At 67.8% G+C, this 26,315-nt stretch carries 23 protein-coding genes and 2 tRNA genes; 19 read left to right on the top strand and 6 right to left on the bottom strand.

What is annotated here, in order from left to right; translation table 11 throughout:
* Positions 1 to 20 precede the first annotated feature (20 nt).
* Entirely contained in the window at positions 21 to 2,876 is a 2,856-nt protein-coding gene (infB, locus tag E3O22_RS15150; protein WP_134396378.1) for a translation initiation factor IF-2, read from the top strand.
* A gap of 98 nt (positions 2,877 to 2,974) precedes the next feature.
* Positions 2,975 to 3,547 carry a 30S ribosome-binding factor RbfA gene (gene rbfA, locus E3O22_RS15155; protein WP_134396376.1) on the top strand — a complete coding sequence of 191 codons (573 nt, stop codon included), beginning with the start codon at positions 2,975 to 2,977 and terminating at the stop codon, positions 3,545 to 3,547.
* A gap of 101 nt (positions 3,548 to 3,648) precedes the next feature.
* Here the strand turns inward: rbfA and E3O22_RS15160 are convergent, their stop codons facing one another.
* Positions 3,649 to 4,503 (bottom strand): A/G-specific adenine glycosylase, encoded by an 855-nt coding sequence (locus E3O22_RS15160; RefSeq protein ID WP_166784675.1) that lies wholly within the window; start codon positions 4,501 to 4,503, stop codon positions 3,649 to 3,651.
* A 79-nt stretch (positions 4,504 to 4,582) separates the two neighbouring features.
* Between E3O22_RS15160 and E3O22_RS15165 the strand changes: the two genes are divergently transcribed.
* Positions 4,583 to 5,239, top strand: coding sequence for a hypothetical protein (locus E3O22_RS15165; protein WP_134396374.1), 657 nt, complete (start codon positions 4,583 to 4,585; stop codon positions 5,237 to 5,239).
* A gap of 22 nt (positions 5,240 to 5,261) precedes the next feature.
* Here E3O22_RS15165 and E3O22_RS15170 read toward each other — a convergent pair whose 3' ends face one another.
* Positions 5,262 to 6,266, bottom strand: coding sequence for a ketopantoate reductase family protein (locus tag E3O22_RS15170; RefSeq protein ID WP_134396373.1), 1,005 nt, complete (start codon positions 6,264 to 6,266; stop codon positions 5,262 to 5,264).
* Positions 6,267 to 6,329: 63 nt separating this feature from the next.
* Here E3O22_RS15170 and truB point away from each other — a divergent pair, with 63 nt between their 5' ends.
* From truB to E3O22_RS15190, 4 genes are all read left to right on the top strand, one after another.
* A complete protein-coding gene (gene truB / locus E3O22_RS15175) occupies positions 6,330 to 7,373 on the top strand; it encodes a tRNA pseudouridine(55) synthase TruB (protein WP_134396371.1) in 1,044 nt (347 codons plus the stop codon).
* Positions 7,370 to 7,738 (top strand): hypothetical protein, encoded by a 369-nt coding sequence (locus E3O22_RS15180; RefSeq protein ID WP_134396369.1) that lies wholly within the window; start codon positions 7,370 to 7,372, stop codon positions 7,736 to 7,738. Before truB ends, E3O22_RS15180 begins: the two co-directional genes overlap by 4 nt.
* Positions 7,739 to 7,853: 115 nt before the next feature.
* Positions 7,854 to 8,297 carry a hypothetical protein gene (locus tag E3O22_RS15185; RefSeq protein ID WP_134396367.1) on the top strand — a complete coding sequence of 148 codons (444 nt, stop codon included), beginning with the start codon at positions 7,854 to 7,856 and terminating at the stop codon, positions 8,295 to 8,297.
* A complete protein-coding gene (locus tag E3O22_RS15190; protein ID WP_134396365.1) occupies positions 8,294 to 9,223 on the top strand; it encodes a bifunctional riboflavin kinase/FAD synthetase in 930 nt (309 codons plus the stop codon). Before E3O22_RS15185 ends, E3O22_RS15190 begins: the two co-directional genes overlap by 4 nt.
* A gap of 158 nt (positions 9,224 to 9,381) precedes the next feature.
* Here the strand turns inward: E3O22_RS15190 and E3O22_RS15195 are convergent, their stop codons facing one another.
* A complete protein-coding gene (locus E3O22_RS15195) occupies positions 9,382 to 10,314 on the bottom strand; it encodes an ROK family protein (protein WP_134396363.1) in 933 nt (310 codons plus the stop codon).
* A 126-nt stretch (positions 10,315 to 10,440) separates the two neighbouring features.
* On the opposite strand from E3O22_RS15195, the gene E3O22_RS15200 reads away from it, so the two are divergent.
* Genes E3O22_RS15200 through E3O22_RS15215 form a run of 4 tightly spaced genes read left to right on the top strand, consistent with a single transcriptional unit; the run spans position 10,441 to position 14,900 of the window.
* Positions 10,441 to 11,391: a sugar-binding transcriptional regulator gene (locus E3O22_RS15200; RefSeq protein WP_134396361.1), complete on the top strand. Its 951-nt coding sequence runs from the start codon at positions 10,441 to 10,443 to the stop codon at positions 11,389 to 11,391.
* Positions 11,392 to 11,417: 26 nt separating this feature from the next.
* Positions 11,418 to 12,437: a deoxyribose-phosphate aldolase gene (gene deoC, locus E3O22_RS15205; protein WP_134396359.1), complete on the top strand. Its 1,020-nt coding sequence runs from the start codon at positions 11,418 to 11,420 to the stop codon at positions 12,435 to 12,437.
* Between the two features lie 52 nt (positions 12,438 to 12,489).
* Positions 12,490 to 14,040 carry an aldehyde dehydrogenase family protein gene (locus tag E3O22_RS15210; protein ID WP_134396357.1) on the top strand — a complete coding sequence of 517 codons (1,551 nt, stop codon included), beginning with the start codon at positions 12,490 to 12,492 and terminating at the stop codon, positions 14,038 to 14,040.
* Positions 14,037 to 14,900, top strand: coding sequence for an aldehyde dehydrogenase family protein (locus E3O22_RS15215; RefSeq protein WP_134396355.1), 864 nt, complete (start codon positions 14,037 to 14,039; stop codon positions 14,898 to 14,900). The genes E3O22_RS15210 and E3O22_RS15215 overlap by 4 nt, the downstream gene beginning before the upstream one ends.
* Positions 14,901 to 14,915: 15 nt before the next feature.
* Here the strand turns inward: E3O22_RS15215 and E3O22_RS15220 are convergent, their stop codons facing one another.
* Positions 14,916 to 16,280, bottom strand: a complete 1,365-nt coding sequence (locus E3O22_RS15220) for a zinc-dependent metalloprotease (RefSeq protein WP_370448455.1) — start codon at positions 16,278 to 16,280, stop codon at positions 14,916 to 14,918.
* 130 nt (positions 16,281 to 16,410) lie between these two features.
* Here E3O22_RS15220 and E3O22_RS15225 point away from each other — a divergent pair, with 130 nt between their 5' ends.
* From E3O22_RS15225 to E3O22_RS15235, 3 genes are all read left to right on the top strand, one after another.
* Positions 16,411 to 17,514 (top strand): PDZ domain-containing protein, encoded by a 1,104-nt coding sequence (locus tag E3O22_RS15225; RefSeq protein WP_134396354.1) that lies wholly within the window; start codon positions 16,411 to 16,413, stop codon positions 17,512 to 17,514.
* Positions 17,515 to 17,609: 95 nt separating this feature from the next.
* A complete protein-coding gene (locus tag E3O22_RS15230) occupies positions 17,610 to 20,525 on the top strand; it encodes a UPF0182 family protein (RefSeq protein ID WP_174722073.1) in 2,916 nt (971 codons plus the stop codon).
* Positions 20,526 to 20,690: 165 nt separating this feature from the next.
* A tRNA-Met gene (locus E3O22_RS15235) sits at positions 20,691 to 20,767 on the top strand.
* 180 nt (positions 20,768 to 20,947) lie between these two features.
* Here the strand turns inward: E3O22_RS15235 and E3O22_RS15240 are convergent.
* Both E3O22_RS15240 and E3O22_RS15245 read right to left on the bottom strand, forming a co-directional pair.
* Complete coding sequence (locus E3O22_RS15240; protein WP_166784674.1) at positions 20,948 to 21,700, bottom strand: galactose oxidase-like domain-containing protein; 753 nt, start codon at positions 21,698 to 21,700, stop codon at positions 20,948 to 20,950.
* Positions 21,697 to 22,188, bottom strand: coding sequence for a kelch repeat-containing protein (locus E3O22_RS15245; RefSeq protein ID WP_134396350.1), 492 nt, complete (start codon positions 22,186 to 22,188; stop codon positions 21,697 to 21,699). The genes E3O22_RS15240 and E3O22_RS15245 overlap by 4 nt, the downstream gene beginning before the upstream one ends.
* Between E3O22_RS15245 and E3O22_RS15250 the strand changes: the two genes are divergently transcribed.
* From E3O22_RS15250 to E3O22_RS15270, 5 genes are all read left to right on the top strand, one after another.
* Entirely contained in the window at positions 22,181 to 22,699 is a 519-nt protein-coding gene (locus E3O22_RS15250; protein ID WP_134396348.1) for a hypothetical protein, read from the top strand. The genes E3O22_RS15245 and E3O22_RS15250 overlap by 8 nt on opposite strands.
* A 152-nt stretch (positions 22,700 to 22,851) precedes the next feature.
* A tRNA-Met gene (locus E3O22_RS15255) sits at positions 22,852 to 22,928 on the top strand.
* A 215-nt stretch (positions 22,929 to 23,143) separates the two neighbouring features.
* Complete coding sequence (locus E3O22_RS15260; protein ID WP_134396346.1) at positions 23,144 to 24,106, top strand: sugar ABC transporter substrate-binding protein; 963 nt, start codon at positions 23,144 to 23,146, stop codon at positions 24,104 to 24,106.
* Positions 24,103 to 25,143 carry an ABC transporter permease gene (locus tag E3O22_RS15265; RefSeq protein ID WP_134396345.1) on the top strand — a complete coding sequence of 347 codons (1,041 nt, stop codon included), beginning with the start codon at positions 24,103 to 24,105 and terminating at the stop codon, positions 25,141 to 25,143. The genes E3O22_RS15260 and E3O22_RS15265 overlap by 4 nt, the downstream gene beginning before the upstream one ends.
* On the top strand, positions 25,140 to 25,964 hold the full coding sequence (locus E3O22_RS15270) for an ATP-binding cassette domain-containing protein (protein WP_134396343.1): 825 nt from the start codon (positions 25,140 to 25,142) through the stop codon (positions 25,962 to 25,964). The genes E3O22_RS15265 and E3O22_RS15270 overlap by 4 nt, the downstream gene beginning before the upstream one ends.
* Positions 25,965 to 26,315 lie beyond the last annotated feature (351 nt).

Consider the following 26,315-nt stretch of genomic DNA (forward strand, 5'->3'; position numbering starts at 1 on the left):
AGACCCGGAACAGGAGAATTGTGGCTGCGAAACCACGCGTACACGAGATCGCTAGCGAGCTCGGCGTCGACAGCAAGGTTGCCCTTGCTAAATTGAAAGAGATGGGCGAGTTCGTCAAGGGCCCGTCCAGTAGCGTCGAACCCCCGGTAGCGCGCCGTCTGCGCGCCGCCCTGGCGGCCGATGGCTCCAGCACCGCGGCTCCCGCCGCCACTGCTACAGCCCCAGCGGGCACCACCCCCGTCGCCGCGACAACCCCCGCGAAGCCGGGCGGCGCACGTCCGTCCCCGGCAAAGTTGGCCGTCAAGCCGGGTGCACGTCCCGTCGTCGAGGTCCCCGCAGCGGCGCCCGCCGCGGACGCCCCGCCGATGCCGACTGCCCCGCTCACCGTCGCCGAGCGTCAGGCTCAGGCTGCTGAGAAGGCGGCCGCCGCCGAGAAGGCTGCGGCCGCCGCGATCGTCACCGAGACCGTGACCGCGACGGATGCCCCGGTCGCCAAGACCGCGGGTGGCGCTTCGGGCGCAGCCAAGCCCGGTGCGTCCGTGCCGAAGCCGCCGACGGCTCGTCCGGGCAACAATCCGTTCGCCAGCAACCAGGGCATGGGCAAGACCCCGAGTCCGCGTCCCGGCAACAACCCGTTTGCGAGCGCGCAGGGCATGGGCCAGCGCCCGCCGTCCACGTCTTCGCCCAGTAACATTCCGCGCCCCGCGGCCCCGCGCCCCGGTGCACCTCGTCCGGGTGGCCCCGGGCAGGCTCCGCGCCCGACCGGTTTCGGTCAGCGTCCGGGTGCGTTCCAGCGTCCCGGTGGCGCTCCGGGTGGTGCCGGCGGCGCACGCCCCGGCTTCCAACGTCCTGGTGGCGCCCCGGCCGGAGCCCCCGGCTTCGGCCCGCCCCGTCCTGCCGGTGGTGGCGGCGCCGGTGGTCGCGGTCGCGGCCCCGGCGGCGGAACCGCTGGTGCGTTCGGTCGCGGTGGCGGCAAGAACAAGGCCCGCAAGTCCAAGCGGACGAAGAGAGCAGAGTTCGAGCTGCGCGAGGCTCCGTCGCTGGGTGGCGTGAGCGTACCCCGCGGCGATGGCGGAACCGTGGTGCGTCTGCGCCGCGGTGCGTCCATCACGGACTTCGCCGACAAGATCGACGCGAGCCCCGGAAACCTGGTCACGGTCCTGTTCCACCTCGGTGAGATGGCCACGGCAACCGAATCGCTCGACGAGGCCACGTTCGACGTGCTCGGCTCCGAGCTCGGTTACAAGATCCAGATGGTCTCTCCCGACGACGAAGACCGCGAGCTGCTGCTCGCCTTCGACATCGACATCGACCAGGAGCTGGAAGACGAGACGGATGACGAGCTTGTCGCCCGTCCCCCCGTCGTCACCGTCATGGGTCACGTCGACCACGGTAAAACCGCGCTCCTGGACGCCATTCGCAATGCGAAGGTGGCCGCGGGCGAAGCCGGCGGAATCACGCAGCACATCGGTGCCTACCAGGTCATCACCGAACACGAGGGCATTGAACGCGCCATCACCTTCATCGACACACCGGGCCATGAGGCGTTCACCGCCATGCGTGCCCGTGGTGCCCAGGTGACGGACATTGCGATCCTCGTGGTCGCGGCGGACGACGGCATCATGCCGCAGACGATTGAGGCGCTCAACCACGCCCAGGCCGCCAACGTGCCGATCGTGGTTGCAGTCAACAAGATCGACAAGCCCGGCGCCAACCCGCAGAAGGTGCGCCAGCAGCTCACGGAGTTCGGTCTCGTCGCCGAAGAATACGGTGGAGACGTCATGTTCGTCGACGTGTCGGCGAAGCAGGGCACCGGCATCCAGGAAGTCCTGAACGCCGTGCTCCTCACCGCTGACGCCGGTCTCGACATGCGGGCCAACCCGGACAAGGACGCTCGCGGCGTGGCCATCGAGGCTCGCCTCGACAAGGGTCGTGGCGCCGTGGCGACCGTGCTCATCCAGTCGGGAACACTGAACGTCGGGGACTCCATCGTGGCGGGCACGGCCTACGGCCGCGTTCGTGCGATGGCAGACGAGAACGGAGTGCCCGTGCTCGCCGCAACCCCGTCCCGTGCCGTCCAGGTTCAGGGCCTCTCCAGCGTTCCGCGTGCCGGCGACACCTTCCTGGTGATCCAGGAAGATCGCACGGCTCGTCAGATCGCCGAGAAGCGCGAAGCCGCCGAGCGCAACGCCCTGCTGGCCAAGGCCCGTAAGCGGATCAGCCTCGAAGACTTCACCCGTGCACTCGAAGAGGGCAAGGTCGAATCACTCAACCTCATCATCAAGGGTGACGTTTCCGGTGCTGTTGAAGCCCTGGAAGAGTCGCTTCTCAAGATCGAGGTCGACGATTCGGTTCAGCTGCGCATCATCCACCGTGGTGTCGGTGCGGTCACGGAAAGCGACGTCAACCTCGCCACCGTCGACAACGCCATCATCATCGGCTTCAACGTGCGCCCCGACACGAAGGCACGCGAACGCGCAGCCCGTGAAGGCGTGGATGTGCGCTTTTACTCGGTCATCTACAACGCACTCGAGGACATCGAGAACTCCCTCAAGGGGATGCTCAAGCCCGAGTTCGAAGAGGTGCAGAGTGGTGTCGCCGAGATCCGCGAGGTATTCAGCTCCTCCAAGTTCGGAAACGTCGCCGGCGTCATCGTACGGTCGGGCGTCATCACGAGGAACGCCAAGGCGCGGGTCATCCGCAACGGTGTCGTCGTGGGAGACAACCTGGGCATCGAGTCGCTGCGCCGGTTCAAGGACGATGTCACCGAGGTCCGCACGGACTTCGAGTGTGGTATCGGCCTGGGCAAGTTCAACGACATCCAGATCGGTGACGAGATCGAGACGATCGAAATGAAGGAAAAGCCGCGGGTCTAACGACCTACGGAAGATGGGTGCGGGTTTCGCCGGGTTCCTGAACAGGGACGAGGCGGGGCCCGCTCCTTCGGTAGTTTTTCGACAATAGGAGTTAGACAATGGCAGATCCGGCACGCGCCAGGAAAATGGCCGACCGCATCAAGGTCATCGTGGCCAAGCGCATCGAACGCGGACTCCGCGATCCGAGGCTCGGTTTTGTGACCATCACCGACGTGAAGGTGACCGGTGACCTGCAGCACGCCTCGGTGTTCTACACGGTCTACGGTTCGGCGGAGGAACGAGCCGACAGTGCGGCAGCGCTCAAGGCGGCCACCGGCATGCTGAGGAGCGAGGTCGGTAAGAACATCACCGCCCGGCTGACGCCGTCGCTCGAATTCATCGCGGACGCCATCCCGGAGAATGCGGCCCTGATCGACGACCTGCTGCGTGAGGCGCGCGAGCGCGACACTCAGGTCGAGGAGCAGGCTCGGACGGCGAAGTATGCCGGCGACGAGGACCCCTACGTCAAGCCGCGCGAATTCGACGAAGACGAAGACGACGACGACGACGAGGACGAAGGTGACGACGACGACGAGGACGACGACGTGGCGCAGCCCGCGGGCGGCCAACATGCCGAAGTTCCCGCCGAAGTTCCCGCCGACGTTCCCGCCGGTTCGGATTCGCAGAAGTAAGGATGCACCACCTGCCGGTCAGTGACCGGCCGGCCGTGCCGGCCCGCACCATCCGTCAGCGGTGTGCGGGCCGGTTCGGCCTTTTTCGCGCCCGAAGGGGCTTATCCCTGCGGCAGGATGTACTCCCCGGGCAAGGTGGCAACGGCGAGGCCGTCGGACAGCAAGCCCGCCAAAGCCCGGTCGCGCTGCGGTGAGTCGGCCCACAGGCCGGTGATCTCGGCATCCGTCACCGGGTGCCGCGTGGCGCGAAGCTGGGCCATGATCAAGCCTCGAACCTTTCGGTCACTGCCCTCGAACTTCTTCTGCACGGCTTTGCGCGGGCCGGAATAGGGCGGGTAGTCCGCCAAGCGCCAGGCGCAGGCGGCGCGGATGGGGCAGTCATCGCACCGGGGGCTCCTGGCGGTGCAGACCACGGCGCCCAGCTCCATCATGCCGGCGTTGAATACGGCGGCGTCGCTCACGGGGAGAGGGAGCAGCGCGCTCATGGCGTCCAGGTCGCGGGTGCGGCTGGGTGGGGCCGGTTCGGCCTGGCCGGCCACGGCGCGCGCGATGACCCGCCGGGTGTTGGTGTCGACGACCGGATGCCGCAGGCCGTAGGCGAACGCGGCGACCGCCCTGGCCGTGTAGTCGCCGATCCCGCTGAGGGCCAGCAAGGCGTCGACGTCGGCGGGGACCACCCCATCGTGCCGCTCGGTGATCTCCACCGCGGCCGCGTGGAGCCACAGAGCCCGGCGAGGGTAACCCAGGTTTGCCCAGGCGCGCACCGCCTCGCCGGGCGGGACCGCCGCGAGGTCACCCGGTGTCGGCCAGCGCTCGAGCCACTCCGCGAGGCGGGGAATCACCCGGTTCACCGGGGTCTGCTGCAGCATGAACTCGCTCACCAGCACACCCCAGGCGCCGAAGCCGTGCCGGCGCCAGGGCAGGTCGCGGGCATTGCCCCGGAACCAGGCGTTGATGGCGAGGCTGAGGGCAGGGGAGCCGGCTGCAGGAGCGAGCGTGAGCGTGGCATTCACCGTTCTAACCTAGGCTCGAAAGATGCAGCTTGCCTCCACTCCCCGGATCGAGTTCCTGCGGGAACTCACGACCGAAATCCTTGGCGTCTACGGGCTCGGTCGCACGGTCGTCGCCATCGACGGCACGGAGGCCGCGGAGCGCGCCGCTTTCGCCGACGACCTGGCCGCCGTGTTCGGTGAGCGGGAGCATCCGGTGTTCTCAGCCTCCCTGCGCGATTTCCGGCGGTCGCGCGCGGAGCAGGAGCGCTTCGGCCCGGAATCTCCCGAGCGGCTGCTGCGCCACCTGTACGATTTCTCGCTGCTGCGGCGCGTGCTGCTCGACCCGTTCCGGCTGGGTGGCAGCACCGGTTTCGTCACGCGGGCGTTCGACGCCGACCGGGATGCCTGGATCCAGCCGACCTGGCTGACCGGGCCGTCCGACGCCACGCTGATTCTCGACGGCGAGTACCTGAATCGCAAGGAGTTGCGCGACCTATGGTCGTATAGCGTTCTGGTGGAGACCGAGGCGGACGCTGTGCGCTTCGGACCAGGCGGTGCCGAGGACGCCGGCACGGTCACCGAACACGAGGTCGCCGACCGGCTGTATCGCGGCGAGGTGCGTCCGCGCGGCCGGGCCACGGCCATCGTCGACGTGAGCAACCCGGCCGACCCGCGCCGTGTGTTCCTCGACAGCTGCTGATCGGGGTCACGGGTCGCGACGGTCAGTGGCGCAGCGCCGCGAACCGCTCGAGCACGTCGTACGGTGCCAGCGGCACCCCGCGTGCCTCGACCTCGTGCACGAGAGTGGTCAGCAGCTCGTTCACGGGCGCCCGCACGCCGGCCAGGGCGGCTTCCCGCACCACAGCGCCGTTGAGAAAGTCGACCTCGGTGAGCTGCCCGCGCTTCAGGCTCTGCTGCGTCGAACCCAGGTTCGGCACGTCGCCCATGCGGGCCTTCAGCCTCAGCGGCAGCACCTGGCCAAGGGCCGGCGGCAGCCGCGAGAAGGCTCTCAACGGCCGGTCGCCGAGCCCCTGCAGGCTGCCGAAACGCACCCCGCGCTTCATCCCCACCCCCACGGTCTCGCGCATGCTCTCGGTCATCACGCGGCGCAGCCCGGCGTGGTCGATGACATTCTGAACGCTCATCCCGGTGATCGCGGGTAGTGCGTTGAGCATGTTGACGACGAGTTTGGTCCACTGGGCGCCGACGAAGTTGTCGAGGGCGACGGTGGGCACGGCGCCGGCGAGCACGTCCCGCCAGGCGAGCGTGGCGGCATCCGCGGCGCCGGTTCCCCGGCCCAGATAGGTGGGCGCGGCGGTTGTGATCGTCACTTGTCCGGGTGCCGCGTAGTTCGCCGCGATGATCGACAGGGCGCCGAAGCAGTCCGAGCGGGGCAGCAGAGAGCCCGCGGTGCGCACCCCGTCGAGGCCGTTCTGCACGACGATCACGGGGGAGCCGTCGAGAACCCGGACGTTCTCGCCGATGGCCGCCGCCGCATCCTGGGCCTTGGTGCAGATGAGCGTCAGCTGAGGAGTTCGGGCCAGACGTTCGAGCGCGAGCGGATGCTGGCGTACGGTTCCGAAGGCCCCGGTCAGGGAAATTCCCTCGGCCCGGATGGCCGTAAGCGCCGGTCCGCGCGCTGTCACGGTGACCGTATGACCGGCCCGGGCGAGCAGGGTCGCGAACGTGCCGCCGAGGGCGCCGGCTCCGATCACCGCAATATCCATCCCCCCAGCCTAGGTCGCGCCCGATGGGTCAGCGCCGGGCCGGGGCCGGATACCATGTCAAGAATGAACGAAGCATCCGGCGGGCCAGCCAGCGAACCGACAGTCGAACGGACGCCCGGGCAGCGGTCGACGAAGGTCGGCGCCACCGTCAGCGGCCTCCTCCTGGTCGACAAGCCCCAGGGCTGGACCAGCCACGACGCCGTCGCCCGCACCCGCCGCCTGGCCGGCACCCGCAAGGTCGGTCATGCCGGCACGCTGGACCCGATGGCCACCGGCCTGCTGGTCCTCGGCATCAACAGTTCCACCCGCCTGCTGACGTACGTCGTCGGCCTCGACAAGGAATACCTGGCGACAATTCGACTGGGTGCGTCGACGACGACCGACGACGCCGAGGGTGAAGAGCTGGCGCGGGCATCCGTCGACGCCGTGGCCGCCGTCACGCCAGAAGCCGTCGCGGCCGGAATCGGCGCCCTCACCGGCGCCATCGCGCAGCAGCCCAGCTCCGTCAGCGCCATCAAGATCGACGGCAAGCGCGCCTACGCCCGGGTGCGCGCCGGCGAAGAAGTGGACCTGCCGGCCCGCCCCGTCACAGTGAGCGCGTTCGCGCTGCTCTCCCTGACCCCGGCCGACGGGTTCCTCGACCTCGAGGTGCGGGTGGAGTGCTCCTCCGGCACGTACATCCGGGCGCTGGCCCGCGACCTCGGCGCCGCCCTTCATGTCGGCGGCCACCTCACCAGCCTGCGCCGAACCCGGATCGGCCCGTTCGGCATCGACATGGCCCAGCCGCTCGCCGAGCTCGACGTCGCCGCCGGACTGATCGGCCCGACGGATGCCGCCACGCGCATCCTGGGACGCCTCGACCTGACAGAGCAGCAGGCCATCGACCTCGGACACGGCAAGCGCATCGCGGTGGACGGTGCAGTCGGCACCGACGCCGAAGCCGGCACCGCGGTGCCGGTCGGCCCGGTGGCCGCGGTCGCGCCGGACGGCCGGTTGGTCGGCCTGGTCGAGTACCGTGGCGACCACGCCAAGTCCCTGCTCAACTTCCCACCCGATCAGGTCGCCGATGCCCCGCAACCCGCGGCAGCCCCGGAGGCCACCGCATGATCGAGTGGTTCATGTGGCTCCAGCTGGCTGTGGCCACCCTCACCGGCCTGCTCTGCATCGCCCTCGGCTTGGCCGGGCGCAAACCCAGCGACCTCACCATGGGTGCCACCGCGCTCGTAGAGCTGCTGCTGATCGTGCAGCTCGTCGTCGCGATCGTCGCCCCGCTCACGGGCAACACCGCGACCGGCAGCCTGCTCGAGTTCTACACCTACCTGATCAGCGCCATTCTCGTGCCCGTGGCCGCCGCAGCCTGGGCGCTGATCGAACGCAGCCGCTGGAGCACGGTCATCCTGGGCGTCGGCGGGCTGGGCGTGGCCGTGATGGTCTACCGGATGTGGCAGATCTGGACCGTCCAGGGCCTGTGAGATCCAGGGTCTGTGAGATTCAGGGCCTGTGAGATGCAGGGCCTGTGAGATGCAGGGCCGAGAAGTCCGGCGCCCGTGAAATCGGATCCACGGATGCTGCGATAATCAGTAAGCCATGACCGCACAGCAGAGCAACGCCGCAGGGACGCCCGCCCAGACCGCTCGGCCGACCCCGGTGACCGGCATCGGACGCGTGCTGATCGCCGTCTACGGCCTCCTCGCGCTCGCCGCCACGGGCCGCTCCTTCGTGCAGATCGCCTCTAAATTTGCCGAGGCACCGTTGTCCTACTCACTGTCCGCTCTGGCCGCGGTCGTCTACATCGTCGCCACGGTGGCCCTGATCAGGAGCGGCGGACGCTGGCGCCGGGTGGCCTGGATCACGATCGGCTTCGAGCTCGCCGGCGTGCTTGTGGTCGGCACCCTCAGCCTCGTCGACCCGGCCCTGTTTCCGCACGACTCGGTCTGGTCGCTGTACGGCCGCGGCTACCTCTTCATCCCGCTCGTGCTGCCGGTCCTGGGCATGTGGTGGCTATCCCGGAGCGGGAAGGTGCGCGAGTGAAGGTGCTGCGCGGCGTAGCCGACATCCCGGCCGACTGGCCGGCCTCCGCGGTCAGCATCGGCAAGTTCGATGGTGTGCACGCGGGGCACCGCGCGGTCATCGCCGAGTTGCAGGCACTCGCCGACAGCGCCGGACTGGCCTCCGTGGTGGTGACCTTCGACCGGCATCCGCTCGCCGTGCTTGCCCCCCAGGAGTGCCCACAGACCCTGATCAGCACCGAACAGAAGCTTGCCCTGCTCGCCGAGACCGGCGTGCGCGCCACCCTCCTGCTCGAGTTCACCGCGGCGTTGGCCGCTCTGTCGCCCGAGGACTTCATTGAGAGCATCCTGGTGCAGGGGCTTCACGCGCGCACCGTTCTGGTCGGCCGCGACTTCCGGTTCGGCGCTCGCGGCGCCGGCGATGTGCACCTACTGCAGGAGCTGGGGGACCGGTTCGGGTTCACCGTGCGCCTGATCGACGACGTGAAACCAGACCGGATGCGCCGGGTCTCGTCGACCTGGATCCGCGAGCTGCTCTCCCGCGGCGAGGTCGGCGCGGCCACCACGCTGCTCGGGCACAACCCGACCGTGCGCGGCGAGGTCGTGCACGGTGCGAAGCGGGGTCGCGAACTCGGCTTTCCCACGGCCAACCTGTCACCGGCGTCCGAGGGGCTCATCCCCGCGGACGGGGTCTACGCGGGCTGGCTGACGGATGCCGGTCTCCGCTACCCGGCGGCCATCTCGGTGGGCAACAACCCCACCTTCGACGGTGTGGCGCAGAAGCAGGTCGAGGCCTTTGTGCTCGACCAGGACATCGACCTGTACGACCATGTGGTGGAGGTGTCCTTCGTCGAACGTATCCGCGGCATGGTCGCGTTCACCGGAATCGAACCGTTGATCGTGCAGATGCACGACGACGTGGACAAGGTCCGCGGCATCCTGGCCTGACCGGGCATCTCGCTGTTGCGAGCCGGCTACTTGGTCAGGCGGCTGCCTTTCGGGCCGTTGCACCAGCTGACCGGCGGCTGGACCTGGCCGCTCGCCTTCCTGATCGGCACCGCCCTGGCCGCTGCCCTCGCCGACGCCGTGCAGCGGGCGCGGGCGCCTCAGGCGACCAGATCGGCGCGGTGGATGAGCGCCGCGGCGCCGATCAGTGGGCCGTCGCCGGAGAGAGCGGATGCGACGACGCGCACCCGGGTCGCGAAGGAGAACACCGTGCGCTCGGCGACGGCCGCTCGCACGTAGTCGAACAGGTCCGGCGTGACGTGTGAGAAGCCGCCGCCGATCGCCACCACGTCGAGGTCCACGAGGTTCGTCGCGGAGGCGATCGCCTGGCCGATGGCCTGGCCGCAGCGCTTGACCGCACTGATTGCGATCGGGTCTCCTGCGGCGTACGCGGCCGAGAGATCTTCGCCGGTAAGGCCCGGCCAGCCCTCGGCGCGCGCCCAGGCCACGGTGCGCGGTCCGGACGCGACGGCCTCGAGGCATCCGGTGCCGCCGCAGGCGCAGGCGTCGTCGAACCCGCCGACTTCGATGTGCCCGATGTGCCCGGCGTTGCCGGTGGCCCCGGAAACGGTGGACCCACCCAGGATCAGGCCGCCGCCGACGCCGGTGGACACGACCATGCCCATCAGGCTGTCGGCGCCCCTCCCGGCGCCGAGCCAGTGCTCGGCGAGCGTGATGCAGAGGCCGTCCAGACGCAGGCGCACGGGCGCATCGGGCACGAGGGCCGCGACACGGTCCCGTAAGGGGTAATCCCGCCAGGCCGGCAGGTTCAACGGAGAAACCGTGCCCGTGTCCACGGTGATCGGTCCGGCGGTGCCGATGCCGACGCCGAGGAGGGCGTCTCCGGCCGGCAGGCTCGCTCGGGCGCGCGTCACGACGGTCCGTACACTGTCCGCGAGTTCGTCGGCGGTTTTCACCGGGCCGGTGGGGGCGCGGTGCCGGCTGGCGGCGAGCACGACCCCCTGCTCGTCGACGAGTGCGGCTTCAACCTTGGTGCCGCCGAGGTCGACGGCGAGAGCGTAGCTGGTGGGCATGAGATCAGCCTAGGGCGTGCTGAGATGCGGTGTCGATGCCCGAATGCGCAGATGAGCAACATGGCCAACAGGCGTTGATCGGGGGAGACCGGAGACTTAGGCTGGGCCCGAACGGAACGGAGCACCATGACGGACACCGACGAACTCTTGTCCATTCGCGCGGCCGAGCTCTACTATGAGGAAAACAAGACGCAGGACGAAATCGGCACCGTTCTCCGCCTCACCCGCTGGAAGGTGGGCCGGCTCCTCGCCCAGGCCAAGGCCAGTGGCTTCATCCGCATCGAAATCGTGCATCCGCGCGCCCGTCGCCTCTCCATCGAACGCCGGCTGCGCGAGACCACGCACCTGACGGATGCCATCGTCGTCTCCTCCGCCGGCGTCTCCACTGACGAAGAACTCCAGTCCCGCACCGCCCAAGCTGCCGCCGACTACCTCACGGGCCTCCGCCCGGTGCCGCGAACGTTCGGCATCAGCTGGGGCCGCACCCTGCACGAGGTGTCGCTGCACCTGGCCCAGGGCTGGGCCAACGGCGTCAACGTCGTGCAGATCAACGGCGGAGTCAGCCTCAACCGGCGCGCCGGCACCGCAGCCGCGACGGCCGTCACCATCGCTCACAAGGCCTCGGGGGCGGCGACGCTGCTGCCGAGCCCCGCCATCCTCGAGCGCCTCGACACCAAGATCGCGATCGAAGCCGACCGCTCCGTCGCCGCCGTGCTGAACCTCGGCTCCGCGGCATCCGCCTACCTGTTCAGCGCCGGCCAGGCCGACCAAAACTCGGCTCTCGTCGACAGCGGCTACCTCACCGCGGAACAGGTCGCCGAGCTCGTACGCAAGGGCGCGGTCGGCGACATCGTCGGCCGGTACATCGACAGCAACGGCAACATCGTCGACCCGGAACTCAACGGCCGCACCGTCGGCATCCAGCTCGAAGCGCTGCGTCACGCGAAGACCGCCATCGCCGTGATCACCGGCGGCTCCAAACACTCCATCGCCCGCGCCGTCGTCGGCAGCGGCCTGTGCACAGTGCTCGTCACCGACGAAGACACCGCACTCGCCATCCTCGGCGAAAACGCATGACCGCACCCCGACCGCAAGGACAATTCATGACTACCAGCCAAACGGCCATGGCCCAGCTGAACACCGGGGAACGCGCCCTGGCGCTCATCGGCGGCGAAGCCACGGATGCGAATCTGCGGCGTTACCTGCACGGCATCCCCGGCATCGACGCCGTCGGCTTGGAGCAGCGTGCCGCCGACCTCGGCACCCGCTCGATCAAGACCAGCTCGAAAAAGTGGGCGATCGACAAGATCATCAGCCTGATCGACCTCACCACCCTCGAGGGGGCCGATACCCCCGGCAAGGTGAAGTCCCTGGTCGGCAAAGCCCTCACGCCCGACGCCGGCGACCTCAGCTGCCCTCGCGTGGCCGCGGTCTGCGTCTACGGCGACATGGTGCCGCACGCCGTCGCCGCTCTCGGCTCCGCGCACTCCGCGGGCACGGATGCCGGCGTGAACGTCGCCGCCGTCGCGACCGCGTTCCCGAGTGGGCGCGCGTCCCTCGCGATCAAGCTGGCCGACGTGCACGACGCCGTCGCGGCCGGCGCCGACGAGATCGACATGGTCATCGACCGTGGTGCGTTCCTGTCCGGCAGGTTCGGCCAGGTCTACGACGAGATCGTGGCGGTCAAGCAGAGCTGCCGCCGCCCCGACGGCAGTTTCGCCCACCTCAAGGTGATCCTCGAGACCGGGGAGCTCACTACCTACGACAACGTGCGCCGCGCGTCGTGGCTGGCCATTCTGGCCGGCGGCGACTTCATCAAGACCTCCACCGGCAAGGTGCCCGTCGCGGCCACCCTGCCCGTGACCCTTTCCATGCTCGAGGTCGTGCGCGACTGGCATCGCCTCACCGGGGCGAAGGTCGGTGTGAAGCCGGCCGGCGGCATCCGCACGTCTAAAGACGCCACCAAATACATCGTGACCGTCGCCGAAACCGTGGGCGAGGAATGGCTCACGCCGAGCCTGTTCCGGTTCGGGGCGTCGAGCCTGCTGAACGACGTGCTGATGCAGCGCCAGAAGATGACCTCCGGACACTACTCCGGCCTTGACTACGTGACGATCGATTGAATCTCGACAAGCTCGATCACCGACAACTCGATCAACCTTGATTGGAATAACCATGAGCTTTCTTGACTACGCTCCGGCCCCGGAGTCCCAGGCCGTGCTGAACCTTCGGGGGGACTACGGACTCTTCATCGACGGGGAGTTCGTCGCCGGTCGGGGCGAGCCGTTCCAGAGCATCAACCCGGCCACCGAGAAGCAGATCGCAATGATCGCCCACGCCGACGCGGCGGATGTCGACGCGGCGGTGGCCGCCGCCCGTCGCGCCTACGACAAGACCTGGTCGAAGCTCTCCGGCAGCGATCGCGGCAAGTACCTGTTCCGCATCGCCCGCCTTGTGCAGGAGCGGGCCCGTGAGCTTGCCGTCGCCGAGACCCTCGACAACGGCAAGCCGATCAAGGAGAGCCGCGACGTCGACGTGCCTCTGGTTGCCGCCTGGTTCTTCTACTACGCCGGCTGGGCCGACAAGCTCGACCACGCCGGGGTCGGCCCGACGCCGTCCGCGCGGGGCGTCGCCGCCCAGGTGATCCCGTGGAACTTCCCCCTGCTGATGCTGGCTTGGAAGATCGCCCCGGCCCTCGCCGCCGGCAACACGGTCGTGCTCAAGCCGGCCGAGACCACCTCCCTGACCGCGCTGCTGTTCGCCGAGATCCTGCAGCAGGCCGACCTGCCCGCCGGCGTAGTCAACATCGTCACGGGCGGCCGCGACACCGGCAAGGCCCTCGTCGGGCACCCCGGCGTCAACCTCGTCGCGTTCACCGGCTCCACCGGCGCCGGCCGGGCCATCGCCCGCTCGGTCGCCGGAACCGACAAGAAGGTCATCCTCGAGCTCGGCGGCAAGGCCGCGAACATCGTCTTCGACGACGCGCCCATCGACCAGGCGATCGAGGGCATCGTCAACGGCATCTTCTTCAACCAGGGCCACGTCTGCTGCGCGGGCAGCCGCCTGCTCGTGCAGGAGTCGATCCACGACGATGTCATCGACCGCCTCAAGGCGCGCCTGTCCACGCTGCGCCTCGGCGACCCGATGGACAAGAACACCGACATCGGCGCTATCAACAGCGCCGAGCAGCTGGCCCGCATCCGGGAGCTCACCGACATCGGCGAGCAGGAAGGCGCCGAGCGCTGGAGCCCGGACTGCGTGCTGCCCGAGGCCGGCTTCTGGTTCAGACCGACCATCTTCACCAACGTCTCCACCAGCCACCGCATCGCCCGTGACGAGGTATTCGGTCCGGTGCTCTCCGTGCTGACTTTCCGCACCCCGGCCGAGGCCATCGCCAAGGCGAACAACACGCCGTACGGACTGTCCGCCGGAATCTGGACCGAGAAGGGCAGCCGGATGCTGGCCGTCGCCGACAAGTTGCGTGCCGGCGTGATCTGGGCGAACACGTTCAACCGCTTCGACCCGGCCAGCCCATTCGGCGGCTACAAGGAGTCCGGCTACGGGCGCGAGGGCGGCCGTCACGGGCTTGCCGCCTACCTCAAGCCCGCCACGGGTCGCGCGGCCGCGCGCACCGTGACGCCCGCGCCCGCGGCATCCATCGCACCGGCCGCTGCTTCGCCGGCAGCGGAGAAGACCCCCGTTTCCCGAAAGAAGGCAGCCAAGTGACCCGCCTCGCCGTTCCCAAGACCTACAAGCTCTACCTCGGCGGCAAGTTCCCGCGCAGTGAGTCGGGCCGGGTCTACGAGATCCGTTCCCATGACGGGGAATTCCTCGCCAACGCCGCGAAGGCCAGCCGCAAGGATGCCCGGGACGCCGTCGTCGCCGCCCGCTCGGCCCTCGGCGGCTGGGCCGACGCCACGGCCTACAACCGCGGTCAGGTGCTCTACCGCATCGCGGAGTTGCTCGAGGGGCGCCGGGCCCAGTTCGTCGCCGAAATCGTGCAGTCGGAAGGAGTGAGCACCGCGGCAGCATCCGCCCAGGTCGACGAGGCCATCGACCGCTGGGTCTGGTACGCCGGCTGGGCCGACAAGTACCTGCAGGTGGCCGGCAACGCCAACCCGGTTTCGGGACCCTACTTCAACCTCACGGTGCCGGAGCCCACGGGCGTCGTCGCCATCATCGCGCCGCAGACCGGGGGTTCCCTCCTCGGTCTCGTCAGCGCGGTCGCCCCGGCGCTGGTCTCAGGCAATACCGTGGTCGTCGTCGCGAACGAGGCCATGCCGCTCTCGGCGATCAGCCTGGGCGAGGTGATCGCCACGAGCGACGTGCCCGGCGGCGTAGTCAACATCCTCACCGGGTCTCCCGCCGAGATGGCGCCGTGGCTGGCCAGCCACGCCGACGTCAACGCCCTCGACCTGGTTGGCGCCGGCGATCTCGACTGGATCCACCTCGAGATCGACGCGGCCGAGACGCTCACCCGGGTGCTGCAGCCCGAGAACGGTCCGGATGCCGCGAGTCCCTCCCTGGCGCGCGTCCTGGCATTTACCGAGACGAAGACGATCTGGCACACGAAGGGCCTGATCTAGCCCGCGCCCGCCACGCTACGCCTCGTGCGGCCGCTCGGTGTCGTCGTCGCGCAACAGGTCTTCCAGAGCCTGGTCCACCTCGTCGAGCACGGGCTCGGCTCCGGCCGCCGAGCTGGTTAGACGGGCCACGAGGGCCTGTGGGTCGTCGAGGTCCGCTGACGAGGGCAGAAGGTCCGGGTGGGCCCACAGTTCGTCGCGCTTCTCGTTGCCCACGGCATCCGTCACGGCCTGCCACAGCGCGGCGGCCTCGCGCAGACGCCGGGGCCGCAGCTCGAGCCCGACCAGGGTGGCGAACGCCGACTCGGCGGGGCCACCGGATGCCCGGCGCCGCTTCACCGTCTCGGCGATCGCATCCGCGCGGGGCAGCCGGCTCGTGGCCTCGAGGGTGACGACATCGACCCAGCCCTCGATCAGGGCGAGCATCGTCTCGAGCCGGGAAAGCGCGGCCAGCTGGGCCTCGCTCTTCGGCGGGATCAGCGAGCCGTCGACCATGGCGGCGCGCAGCTCTTCCGGGTTGGCCGGATCGAAGCCGTCGGCCAGCTGCTCGAGGCGGCTTGAGTCGATGTGGATGCCGCGGGCGAAGTCGGTGATCGAGCTGATCAGGTGCAGGCGCAGCCAGCGGGAGTGGCGGAAGAGGCGCGCATGGGCGATTTCGCGCACCGCGAGGTAGATCTGCACCTGGTCGGCGGGAACGTCGAGGCCTTCCCCGAACGCGGCCACGTTCTGGGGGAGCAAAGCGGCCTGCTGGTCGCTGAGCAAAGGGATGCCGACGTCTCCACCGGAGACGACCTCGCTGGACAGCTGACCCACGACCTGGCCGAGCTGCATGGCGAACAGGGTGCCGCCGATGCTGCGCATCACCTGGCCGGCACCGGCCATCATGCCCTTGAGTTCTTCCGGGGCCTGATCGGTGAGCACCCGGGTCAGAGAGTCGGAGATGCTGGTCGCGACGGGCTCGGCGAGCTGGGTCCAGAGCGGCATGGTCGCGGTGACCCATTCCTTACGGGTCATCAGGCGCGGAGGGGTGGTGAGCTCGGCGACCGAGATCACCTCGTCCAGCCAGAGGGAGGCGATGTGGAATGCCTGGTCGAGGGCGGCGCGTTCGGCCGAGGTCACGTCGAGCTGGCTCTGGGCCGCGCGCTCCTGGCCCTGGTTGAGGGCGGCATCCCAATTGATGGATCCGTCGCCGCCGCCGCGCAGAGCACCCTGCAACTGATTCATCAGCGCGGAAATGCTCGCCGGGTCGCTGGGAAGCCCCGCCGCGCCGGCCAGCTGGCTCGGGTCGATGGACGACTTCCCACTCAGGATGTCGCGCAGCATGTCCCGAAACTCATCTTCGGGATTGTGACCCTCGTCGGGTCGGGAGTCGTCGTCGGCCACTTCAGGCACCTCTCAGTCGCGTCCTCCTACGCTAGCCGGAGATCCCCGGCGCGGACTGGGAAATGACCTACGCTGGTAAACCGGTGTCCGCCTGCCGCGAACAGCCAGCACATTCCCTGGAAGGAGACCGGTGGCCCTCTTCACCGATCACCCAGTACAGCCGCCCGACCGATCCGCGCGCGCCGTCGGGGCAGGCTGGGTGGTGCTCGGGATCGCGATGGTCATCGGCCTCATCCTCGCCGTGACGCCGTCACCGTATGTGATCGAGAAACCAGGACCGGTCTACAACACCATCGGCACCGCCGAACAGGATGGCCAGCAGGTGCCGCTCATCTCCATCTCCGGCGAACCCGTCTACCCGACCGAGGGCAGCCTCGACCTGCTGACCGTGTCACTGGTGGGCAACCCCGACAACCGGCCGAGCTGGCTGACGGTCGCCGCCGCCTGGCTCGACCCGAACCAGGCCGTGATCCCGATCGAGTCGGCGTTCCCGCCCGACGTGAGCACGAAGCAGCGCGAGGAGCAGAGCCAGGTGCAGATGGTGAATTCGCAGCGGGATGCGATCGCCGCCGCTCTGACCAGCCTCGACTATGACTACCCGACGATCCTCTCGGTTGTCTCCCTGCCCGGCGACTCGCCCGCCGAGGGAGCCATCGAAGCCGGCGACGAGGTGGTCTCGGTGAACGGTGAGGAGGTCGCCGACATCACGGCCCTGCGAGACGCGCTGACGCGAAACGGGGTCGACGACGCCGCCTCCATCGGAATCATCCGGGACGGCGCCAGCGAGACGGTGCAGGTCACCCCGGTTGAATCGGGCGACGCCGTCGTGGTGGGCATCAATGTGACGAGCGACTACGACTTCCCCTTCGACGTCACGATCGAACTCGACTCGGTCGGCGGGCCCAGCGCGGGCATGATGTTCGCCCTCGGCATCATCGACACGCTCACCTCCGGCTTTATTCAGGGCGGTGAGGACGTCGCGGGCACCGGCACGATAAACCAGGCCGGCGAGGTGGGTCAGATCGGCGGTATCCGACAGAAGCTAATCGGTGCCGACCAAAGCGGCGCCCATTGGTTCCTCGCGCCCGCCGGCAACTGTGACGAGGTTACCGGTCACGTTCCCGACGGGATGACGGTCTTCTCCGTTGACACCCTCGACGACGCGCTGGCCGCGCTGGACGCCATCCGCACCGGTGCGGACACCGACGCGCTGGAGCAGTGCACACTCGGCTAACCCCGGGTCGCTGCCCAGCGAACGTGCGGCTTTCGTTCGGGGCGGCTGTCTAGAATGTACGTTGACCGCCGATTTCGAGATCAAGAGGCCAATTCGTGACGTCACAACAAGCCCGTAGCGCTCCAGCGCCACAGCGCAGCCGTGCTCCCCTTGCCATTACGGCAGCGATTATCGCGGGGCTGGTGATCATCTTCTTTGTTTTCGCCGGGCTCTATGCCGACGTTCTCTGGTTCGACCAGTTGGGCTTCCTCACCGTGCTGACCACGCAGTGGTTCGCCGGTGCCGTGCTGTTTCTGATCGGGTTCGTAGCGATGGCGGTCCCCGTCTGGGCGAGCATCCAGATCGCGTACCGCTCGCGGCCGGTCTATGCGAAGCTGAATTCGCAACTCGACCGCTACCAGCAGGTCATCGAGCCGCTGCGCCGCCTCGCCATGTACGGCATCCCGGCTCTGCTCGGTCTGTTCGCCGGCGTCGCCGCGGCCACCCGCTGGCAGGTCGTACTGATGTGGCTGAACCGCACGGACACCGGCCGAGTCGACCCCCAATTCAAACTGGACATCTCGTTCTATCTGTTCGATCTCCCCTTCCTCCACTCCGTGCTCGGGTTCGCGTCGGCCGTGGTGCTCATCTCGGCCCTCGTCGCCGCGGCTACGAGCTACCTGTATGGCTCGATCAGGGTGAGTGGGCGCGAGGTCATCGTTTCCAAGGCCGCCCGCATCCAGATTGCCATCACGGCAGCCCTCTACCTGATGCTGCAGGCCGTCAGCATCTGGCTCGACCAGTACTCCACGCTGACCAACACCAACGACATCATCACCGGCGCCGGCTACACCGACGTGAACGCCACGATCCCGGGCCGCGCCATCCTGGCCGGAATCGCCGCCGTCGTCGCTATCCTGTTCCTCCTCACGGCCTTCATCGGCCGCTGGCGCCTGCCCATTGTCGGCACCGCGCTGTTAATCGTCAGCAGCCTCCTGCTCGGTTCGCTGTACCCGTGGGTCGTGCAGCGCTTCCAGGTGGTGCCGAGCGCCAAGACGCTCGAAGAACCCTATATTCAGCGCAACATCGACCTCACCCGCGACGCCTACGACCTGGCGGATGTGGAGGAGATTCCGTACAACGCGAGCACGACGGCCGAGCCCGGCGCCCTGCGCGCCGACGCTGAGACGACCGCTAACATCCGTATTCTCGACCCTGCTCTGGTCAGCGACGCGTTCTCCCAGCTCGAGCAGTTCAAGCAGTATTATCAGTTCCCGCAGAACCTCGACGTCGACCGGTACACGATTGACGGCAAGTCCCAGGACACAGTGGTCACCGTGCGCGACCTCAACCTGACCGGCTTGAACGCCGGGAACACCTGGGTCAACTCGACCGTGGTCTACACGCACGGCTACGGCGTCGTGGCGGCCTACGGCAACCAGCGCTCGGCCGACGGCCAGCCTGTGTTCCTCGAGTCCGGCATCCCGACCACCGGGTCACTGCCCGACTATGAGCCGCGGATTTACTTCGGCGAGACGTCGGCGCCGTATTCCATCGTGGGCGCGCCGAAGGACAGCAAGCCGGTCGAGCTCGACTACCCGTCGGGAACGGATGGCGCGCAGCAGACCTATACGACCTTCGACGGCGACGGCGGGCCGAAGCTCGACAGCGCATTCAGCAAGCTGATCTACGCGCTCAAGTTCCAGTCGGAGCAGATCTTCCTGGCCAACGCCGTGAACGAGAAGTCTCAGATCCTCTATGACCGCGACCCGGTCACCCGGGTGCAGAAGGTGGCTCCGTACCTCACCCTCGACTCCGACGCCTACCCGTCGATCGTCGACGGCAAGGTCAAGTGGATCGTTGACGGTTACACCACCTCGGCCGACTACCCGTACTCCACCTCCGTGGGCCTGAGCGACGCGATCGCCGACACTGAAACGCCCCCGCAGCCATTCGCGCTCGACAACATCAACTACATGCGAAACTCGGTCAAGGCCACGGTCGACGCCTATGACGGCAAGGTCACCCTCTACGCCTGGGACGACGAGGATCCGCTGCTCAAGACGTGGCAGAAGATCTTCCCGACGACCGTCAAGCCGATGTCCGAGATGAGTGGCGATTTGATGAGCCACGTGCGCTACCCGGCGGACCTGTTCAAGGTGCAGCGCCGGGTTCTGGGCAAGTACCACGTCACCGACCCGGGTTCCTTCTACTCGGTCGACGACGCCTGGACCACGCCGAACGACCCGGTGTCACCGTCGACGAACACGACCCTGCAGCCGCCCTACTACCTGACCATGCAGGTACCGGGCCAGGAGAAGCCGGCCTTTTCGCTCTACTCGACCTTCATCCCGGATGCGAGCGGCGCGACCAGCCGTAACGTGCTGACCGGCTACCTGGCGGTAGACGCGGATGCCGGATCGACCGACGGGAAGCGGGCTGAAGGCTACGGCAAGCTGCGCCTGCTCAACCTGCCGAAGGATGTGACCGTGCCCGGCCCCGGCCAGGTGCAGGCGAAGTTCAACGCCGACCCGACCGTGTCTACCCAGTTGAACCTGCTCAAGCAGGGCCAATCGAAGGTGCTCAACGGAAACCTGCTCACCGTGCCTGTGGGTGGCGGCCTGCTCTACGTGCAGCCGGTTTACGTGCAGTCCACGGGTGAGACCAGCTACCCGCTGCTGCAGAAGGTGCTCGTCGCCTTCGGAGACCAGATCGCGTTCGAGGACACGCTGGACAAGGCGCTTGACGTGCTCTTCGGCGGCGACTCCGGCGCCAGCGCCGGCGACACCGATGTGCCGCCGTCCGAGACGCCCGTGGAGGGGGAGGCCCCTGCCGAGGGTGGAACCACTCCGTCCACGTCGACCGGTGACCCGGCGACGGATGCTCAGCTGAAGTCGCTCCTCGCCGTGGCCAAGCTGGCCGTCACCGAGAAGCAGGCGGCCCTGACGACCGGTGACTTCACCGCCTTTGGGGTAGCCGACAAGAAGCTGAACGACGCGATCGCCGAAATGCTGGTGCTGCTCGACCAGTAGCGAGTCGTTCGCCGCTTCATCCGCTGCGCGGGTGCTGCGCCGTTTCGCCGGGGGCACGCCTCCCGCGGAACGGCGCAGCACCCGCGTTCCGTGTGCAGGGATGGCCGGTTCCGCAGCCCGTGTGGTCGGACCGGTCCGCAGGCTGTGGTAAATTTGACCTTGTAGCGCGGGGTGGAGCAGTTCGGTAGCTCGCTGGGCTCATAACCCAGAGGTCGTAGGTTCAAATCCTGCCCCCGCAACCAAGTGCGCTTCAGGCAATGCCACGGTGATTCTCATCACATGTACAGAAGGACCGGTTCAGCAGAAATGCTGCACCGGTCCTTCTGCTTTAACTCGGGGGTCCAGTACATGTCCGGACTTTTGAGTGAAAGTGTCGGAAAGGTCATCACCCCGACTCCACATTCCTCACGGCCGTAGTTCGACTACCCGATCCGGATCGTCTGGGCGACGCTCGGCACCCCATTCGCGTCCAGGGCGAACAGGAGATAATGCCCGGGAACCACGACTCCCGGATCGGACGGAATGGTCAGGGATGCGGTATTGCCGGTCACGCCGGTGGGCGTGAGCGGGATGCGACGCTGGTCAGTGTTGATCGAGTGGGTGACCGTGCTCATGCGGATGAGGGAGAAGACTGGTGTGGGCCCAGACGTCGTTACCGGGATGGTGGAACCCCGCGCCGCAGTGGTAGGCGCCGTGGTGATCGATGGACGAGGACGGGCCGTACCGTCGGCGTTGAGCAGGTAGGGCGGCGTGAATACCTGCCCGTCCGGATGGATGGTCGTGCAGGTGCCGCAGAGGCCGCCACCGCCGACGAAGACCCGGGCATCAGGCAGCAGTAGCCCCACGCTGTGATATGTGCGCGGCTCAGTCATCGGCGCGAGCGCGGTGAACTTGCCGGTCGCCGGGTTCCAAACCTCAGGCGCCATGGCGGCCGTTGCGTCCGAGAATGGCTTCGCATACGCCTGAACGCCCAATGCCAGAACCTGTCCGTCGGGCAGCACGACGGAGTTCAAGAAAGCCCGTCGCGCCGCCATGTCGCCGGTTCGCGTCACCGTGACACCATTGTCGATGTCGATTGCATAGGCCCGCGCGGTGGCGTCACTGTCCTGGTACGCGGGCGAGTTACCGAGGGTGAGTATCTTGCCGACGTCGTACATGACCGCATTTCCGTTCATCGCGTCGCCACTGTCGGCCCGGAGACCAAGATCCTGAACAGCGCTGGTGCTGCTGGTCGTGTGTTCATCCGACGGCTCGGGCCGGCATGGAACACCTTCCCGTCGGCCACCGCGAACAGCCATGCGTGGTTGTCGGATCGGAACACCCCTTGCGGGTCGTTCGTCAGGATCGGTGCGACAGGCGCGTTGGCCAGCCCGCGCCACCCGGCGCCAGTCGACCAGATGTCACCATTCTTGCCGCCCTGGCCGCCCGCCCAGGAGCCGCCGAGAAGGAATACCTGCCCATTGGAAAGCGTGACGTTCGACTGATAGGCGCGCGGGATGTTCATGGGTGTGGCGGCTGACCACGTGTTGTTCGCCGGGTTGTAGATCGTCGACGAGGCGGCGTTGCTCCCCCCGCTGATCAGGATCCTGCCGTCCGGGAGGATCGACACCCCGGGGCAGAACATGTCGGGCCCCGTATTCGCGACAGTAAGCGGGGTGACCACGCCGGTGTTCAGATCGAGGATGGCGGTCTGGGTGTTGCCGTTGGCCCCGCCGAAGGTCGTGTTGGAGTACGAGGATCAGGTGAGCACTGTGTTGCCGGGCAAGAGGGCTGCCGCCGCGGGAACCAGCGGGAAACCGATCGTCGCACCCCAGCTTCCTTTCGACCCCGTGGGGGTCGGAGCGGGCGGCGGCGCTGAGAGGGAGCGACCGATCACGTTCAGCTCCGCCACCGTGGTCCACTGTCCGCGATTGCCGGGGCGTACCAGCGATGATCACCGTGAACACGACGGCGAGAAGCCGGGCAGCAGTCGGGTTGCGGCGCATGCGGAATACCTCGTTGGGTACTGGGGGAAGGTGCAGGCAGTGTCGATAGAACCCCAGATCCACCGTCAGTGGGAGGGTGTGAGGGAGTGCAATTCGACGAACTTCGACATCCCCGGCACAGCGTCGCGCGCGGTCGCCCAGGACGTCCGGAATCAGTTTCCGGACTTGCCGCCGAAGCCTTCGGCATAAGCGGCGGTGTCGGACCGGGCTTCTGTGCGAACCGTCAAAGGTGAATCTCCCCCTATCGAAAGCGGATTCAGGAGTACACAGAGTGTGGCCACCACCTCTGAGATCGACCATGCGTTTCACAACCCAAGGCTGTGGTAAGTTTGTTCTTGCAACGCGGGGTGGAGCAGTTCGGTAGCTCGCTGGGCTCATAACCCAGAGGTCGTAGGTTCAAATCCTGCCCCCGCAACCATCAGCCCCCGGAACCACACGGTTCCGGGGGCTTTCTTGTGTCTGGCACACGTGGCTGTGCGCCGAACGAATCGTCAAGGAGGAGTCACTCATGCCACTGGTTCGAATCGAACTGAATCGAGCGGGGCCCCAGTCCAGTAAGTTCGATATGCATCAGGTCACCGGCGAACCCTCGCTGTTTCAGGCCGCCGCACGACAGTCGGGAACAGTTCAGACATGAAGCTCAAGATCAGCCTGCTGGCCGTTTTCGGTGTCGCGTCGCTGGTGCTGACGGGGTGCACCGCCACGGAAACGGATGCCGACGGTGGAGCGGCGGGGGAGCCTGTCACCATCGCCGTGGTCACCCACGGCACCGCAGGCGATTCCTTCTGGGACGTCGTCAAGAGCGGCGCCGAGCAGGCAGGCACGGACCTCGGAGCCACGGTCACGTATCAGGGCGACGGCGACCCGGTCAAGCAGAGCCAGCTGATCGAAGCGGCCATCGCGGCCCAGCCCGACGGGCTCATCATCTCGATGGCGAACCCCGACGGCGTGAAGAGCGCCGTCGAGAAAGCCGTTGCCGCCGGCATCCCGGTGATCACCATCAACTCGGGCCTGGAGAAGTCCGTCGAATTCGGCGCCCAGACCCACGTCGGCCAGAGCGAGTTCATCGCGGGCCAGGGAGCCGGCGAACAACTGGCCGCCGCCGACGTGACCAACGTGATCTGCATCATCCACGAGGCCGGCAACTCGGGGCTCGAAGAACGCTGCACGGGTGCCGCCGACACGGTCGGCGCGGACGTCAGCAACGTGCAGGTCGACGTCGCCAACCTCGCGGATGCCCAGAACACCATCAAGAGCAAACTCCTGGCCGACCCGTCCATCGACGCCGTCCTCACCCTGCAGACCGGGGTCGCCGTTGCCGCGAGCCAGGCCATCGACGAGGTGAAAAGCCCAGCCACGCTGGCCACATTCGACGTGTCGGCCGACGTGACCCGGCTCATCCAGGGCGGCAAGATACTGTTCGCGGTCGACCAGCAGCCCTACTCCCAGGGCTACCTGCCCGTGACCTTCCTCACCCTGCAGAAGCGCAACGGCGACGTCGTCGGCGGCGGGCTGCCGGTCTATTCGGGCCCGGGCTTCGTGACGAAGGACAACGCGGCCCAGGTCGCGAAGTTCGCGGAGAACGGCACGAGATGACCGTCGCTGTGGGCGCGGGGATCGATGAACGGCCGGGGAGGGTGCATCCGCTGCTCACCCTGCTGCGCAGGCCCGAAGTCGGCGCACTCGTGGCGGCCCTCGCGATCTTCCTCTTCTTCTCGCTCTCCACGCAAGCGTTCCTGACCCCCGCGGGCATCTCCACCTGGCTCTACTCGGCCTCCCTGTTCGGCATCATGGCCGTGGCCGTCGCCCTGCTCATGATCGGCGGGGAGTTCGACCTCTCGGCGGGCGCGATGACGGGCACCACGGGGCTCATCGTCGGCGTGGTCACCACTCAGTGGGACCTGAACATCTGGCTCGCCCTCGTGCTGGCCCTCGTGGTGGCGCTCGTGATCGGTGCCGGCAACGCCTGGGTCGTCATGAAGACCGGCCTGCCGAGCTTCATCGTGACCCTCGCAGCCTTCTTCATCCTGCAGGGCTGCAACCTGGCGTTGACGAAACTCATCACGGGCAGCGTCGCCATTCAGGGGATGGGGGCGGTGCCCGGGTTCGACCAAGTCAAGGTCTTCTTCGGCTCCTCGTTCCCGTTTCTGGGCATGGACGTCAAGATCTCGATCGTCTGGTGGATCGCGCTCACCGCAATGGCCACCTGGGTGTTGCTCCGCACCCGGCCCGGCAACTGGATCTTCGCCGTCGGTGGCCAGGTCACGAGCTCTCGGCAGGTCGGCGTTCCCGTGTTCAAGGTCAAGCTCGGGCTGTTCATGACCACGGCCGGTGCCGGCTGGCTCGTCGGCATGCTTCAGCTCTTCGACGTGTCGACCGTGCAGGCCACGACCGGGGTCGGCCAGGAATTCATCTACATCATCTGTGCCGTCGTGGGCGGATGCCTGCTCACCGGCGGCTACGGATCGGCGATCGGCGCGGCCCTCGGAGCCCTGATCTACGGGATGACCCTGCAGGGCATCGTGTTCGCCCAGTGGGACAACAACTGGCTCAAGGCCTTTCTCGGCGGGATGCTGCTGCTCGCCGTGTTGGTCAACCTGCTCGTTCGCCGCCAGTCCGGGGTGCGCGCATGACGCCGGCCCCGATCCGGCCAGAGCCGATCCGGCCAGAGCCGATCCGTCCGGAGCCGATCCTCGAGGTGCGCAACATCGGGAAGTCCTACGGTTCCGTGCGGGCGTTGGCGGGCGTGTCGGCATCCGTCGGCGCCGGGGAAGTGCTCTGCGTGCTGGGCGACAACGGCGCGGGCAAGTCAACGTTCATCAAGATCCTCTCCGGTGCCCACCAGCACTCGGAGGGAACCCTGCGCGTCTTCGGGGTGGAGCGCCGATTCGCGCATCCGCGGGAGGCGCTCTCCCTCGGCATCGCCACCGTTTACCAGGACCTGGCCGTGGTGCCGTTGATGCCGGTGTGGCGCAACTTCTTCCTCGGTTCCGAGCTCACCCGCGGCAGAGGCCCGCTCCGGCGCCTCGATGTCACCGGCATGCGGGCCACGACCAAACACGAGCTCGCCCGGATGGGCATCAACCTGCGCGACGTGGACCAGCCGATCGGAACGCTTTCCGGCGGGGAACGGCAAGCCGTCGCCATCGCACGCGCCGTACATTTCGGGGCGAAGGTCGTCATTCTCGACGAGCCCACGTCGGCCCTGGGAGTCAAGCAGGCCGGGGTGGTGCTCTCGTACATCGCCCGGGCCAGGGACCGCGGGCTCGGCGTCGTCTTCATCACGCACAATCCGCACCACGCCTATCCGGTCGGCGACCGCTTCCTGCTACTGCAGCGCGGCACCAGCATGGGCGATTTCGCCAAGAGTGAGATCACGATCGTAGAGATGACCGCGCTGATGGCCGGAGGGGCCGAACTTGAGGCGCTGGCCCACGAACTGGAGCGTGCGTAGGGCCTGAGATGGCCGCCCCGTCGCCACGCGGGCGGCGGAAGAGCACGGACTTATTCGTCTATATATACAAAACAAGTTCTCAATATATGTGAGCAACTCTCAACTTCAAGTTCTAGTCAGGGTAGAATTACCCCGTAACCAACCTCCTGGAATATCCCGAAGCGGATGCCGCGCCCGGCCCGTCCGCGGCGGTCGAGGTCCTCGGCCGGCGGGTCTACGCGCTGCGGGTGGCGGTGGCGGGCGAGGTCGCGGACCGGTGCCGGCCCGAGCTCGGCACCGGGCAGCTCTCGGCGAAGCGGGGCTGCCGCACCGCTGGAGAACTACTCGAGCGCCTGACGCTCGTCTCCGGGC

It is taken from the genome of Cryobacterium sp. TMT2-18-2 (genome assembly GCF_004402245.1).
GTDB classification, from domain to species: domain Bacteria; phylum Actinomycetota; class Actinomycetes; order Actinomycetales; family Microbacteriaceae; genus Cryobacterium; species Cryobacterium sandaracinum.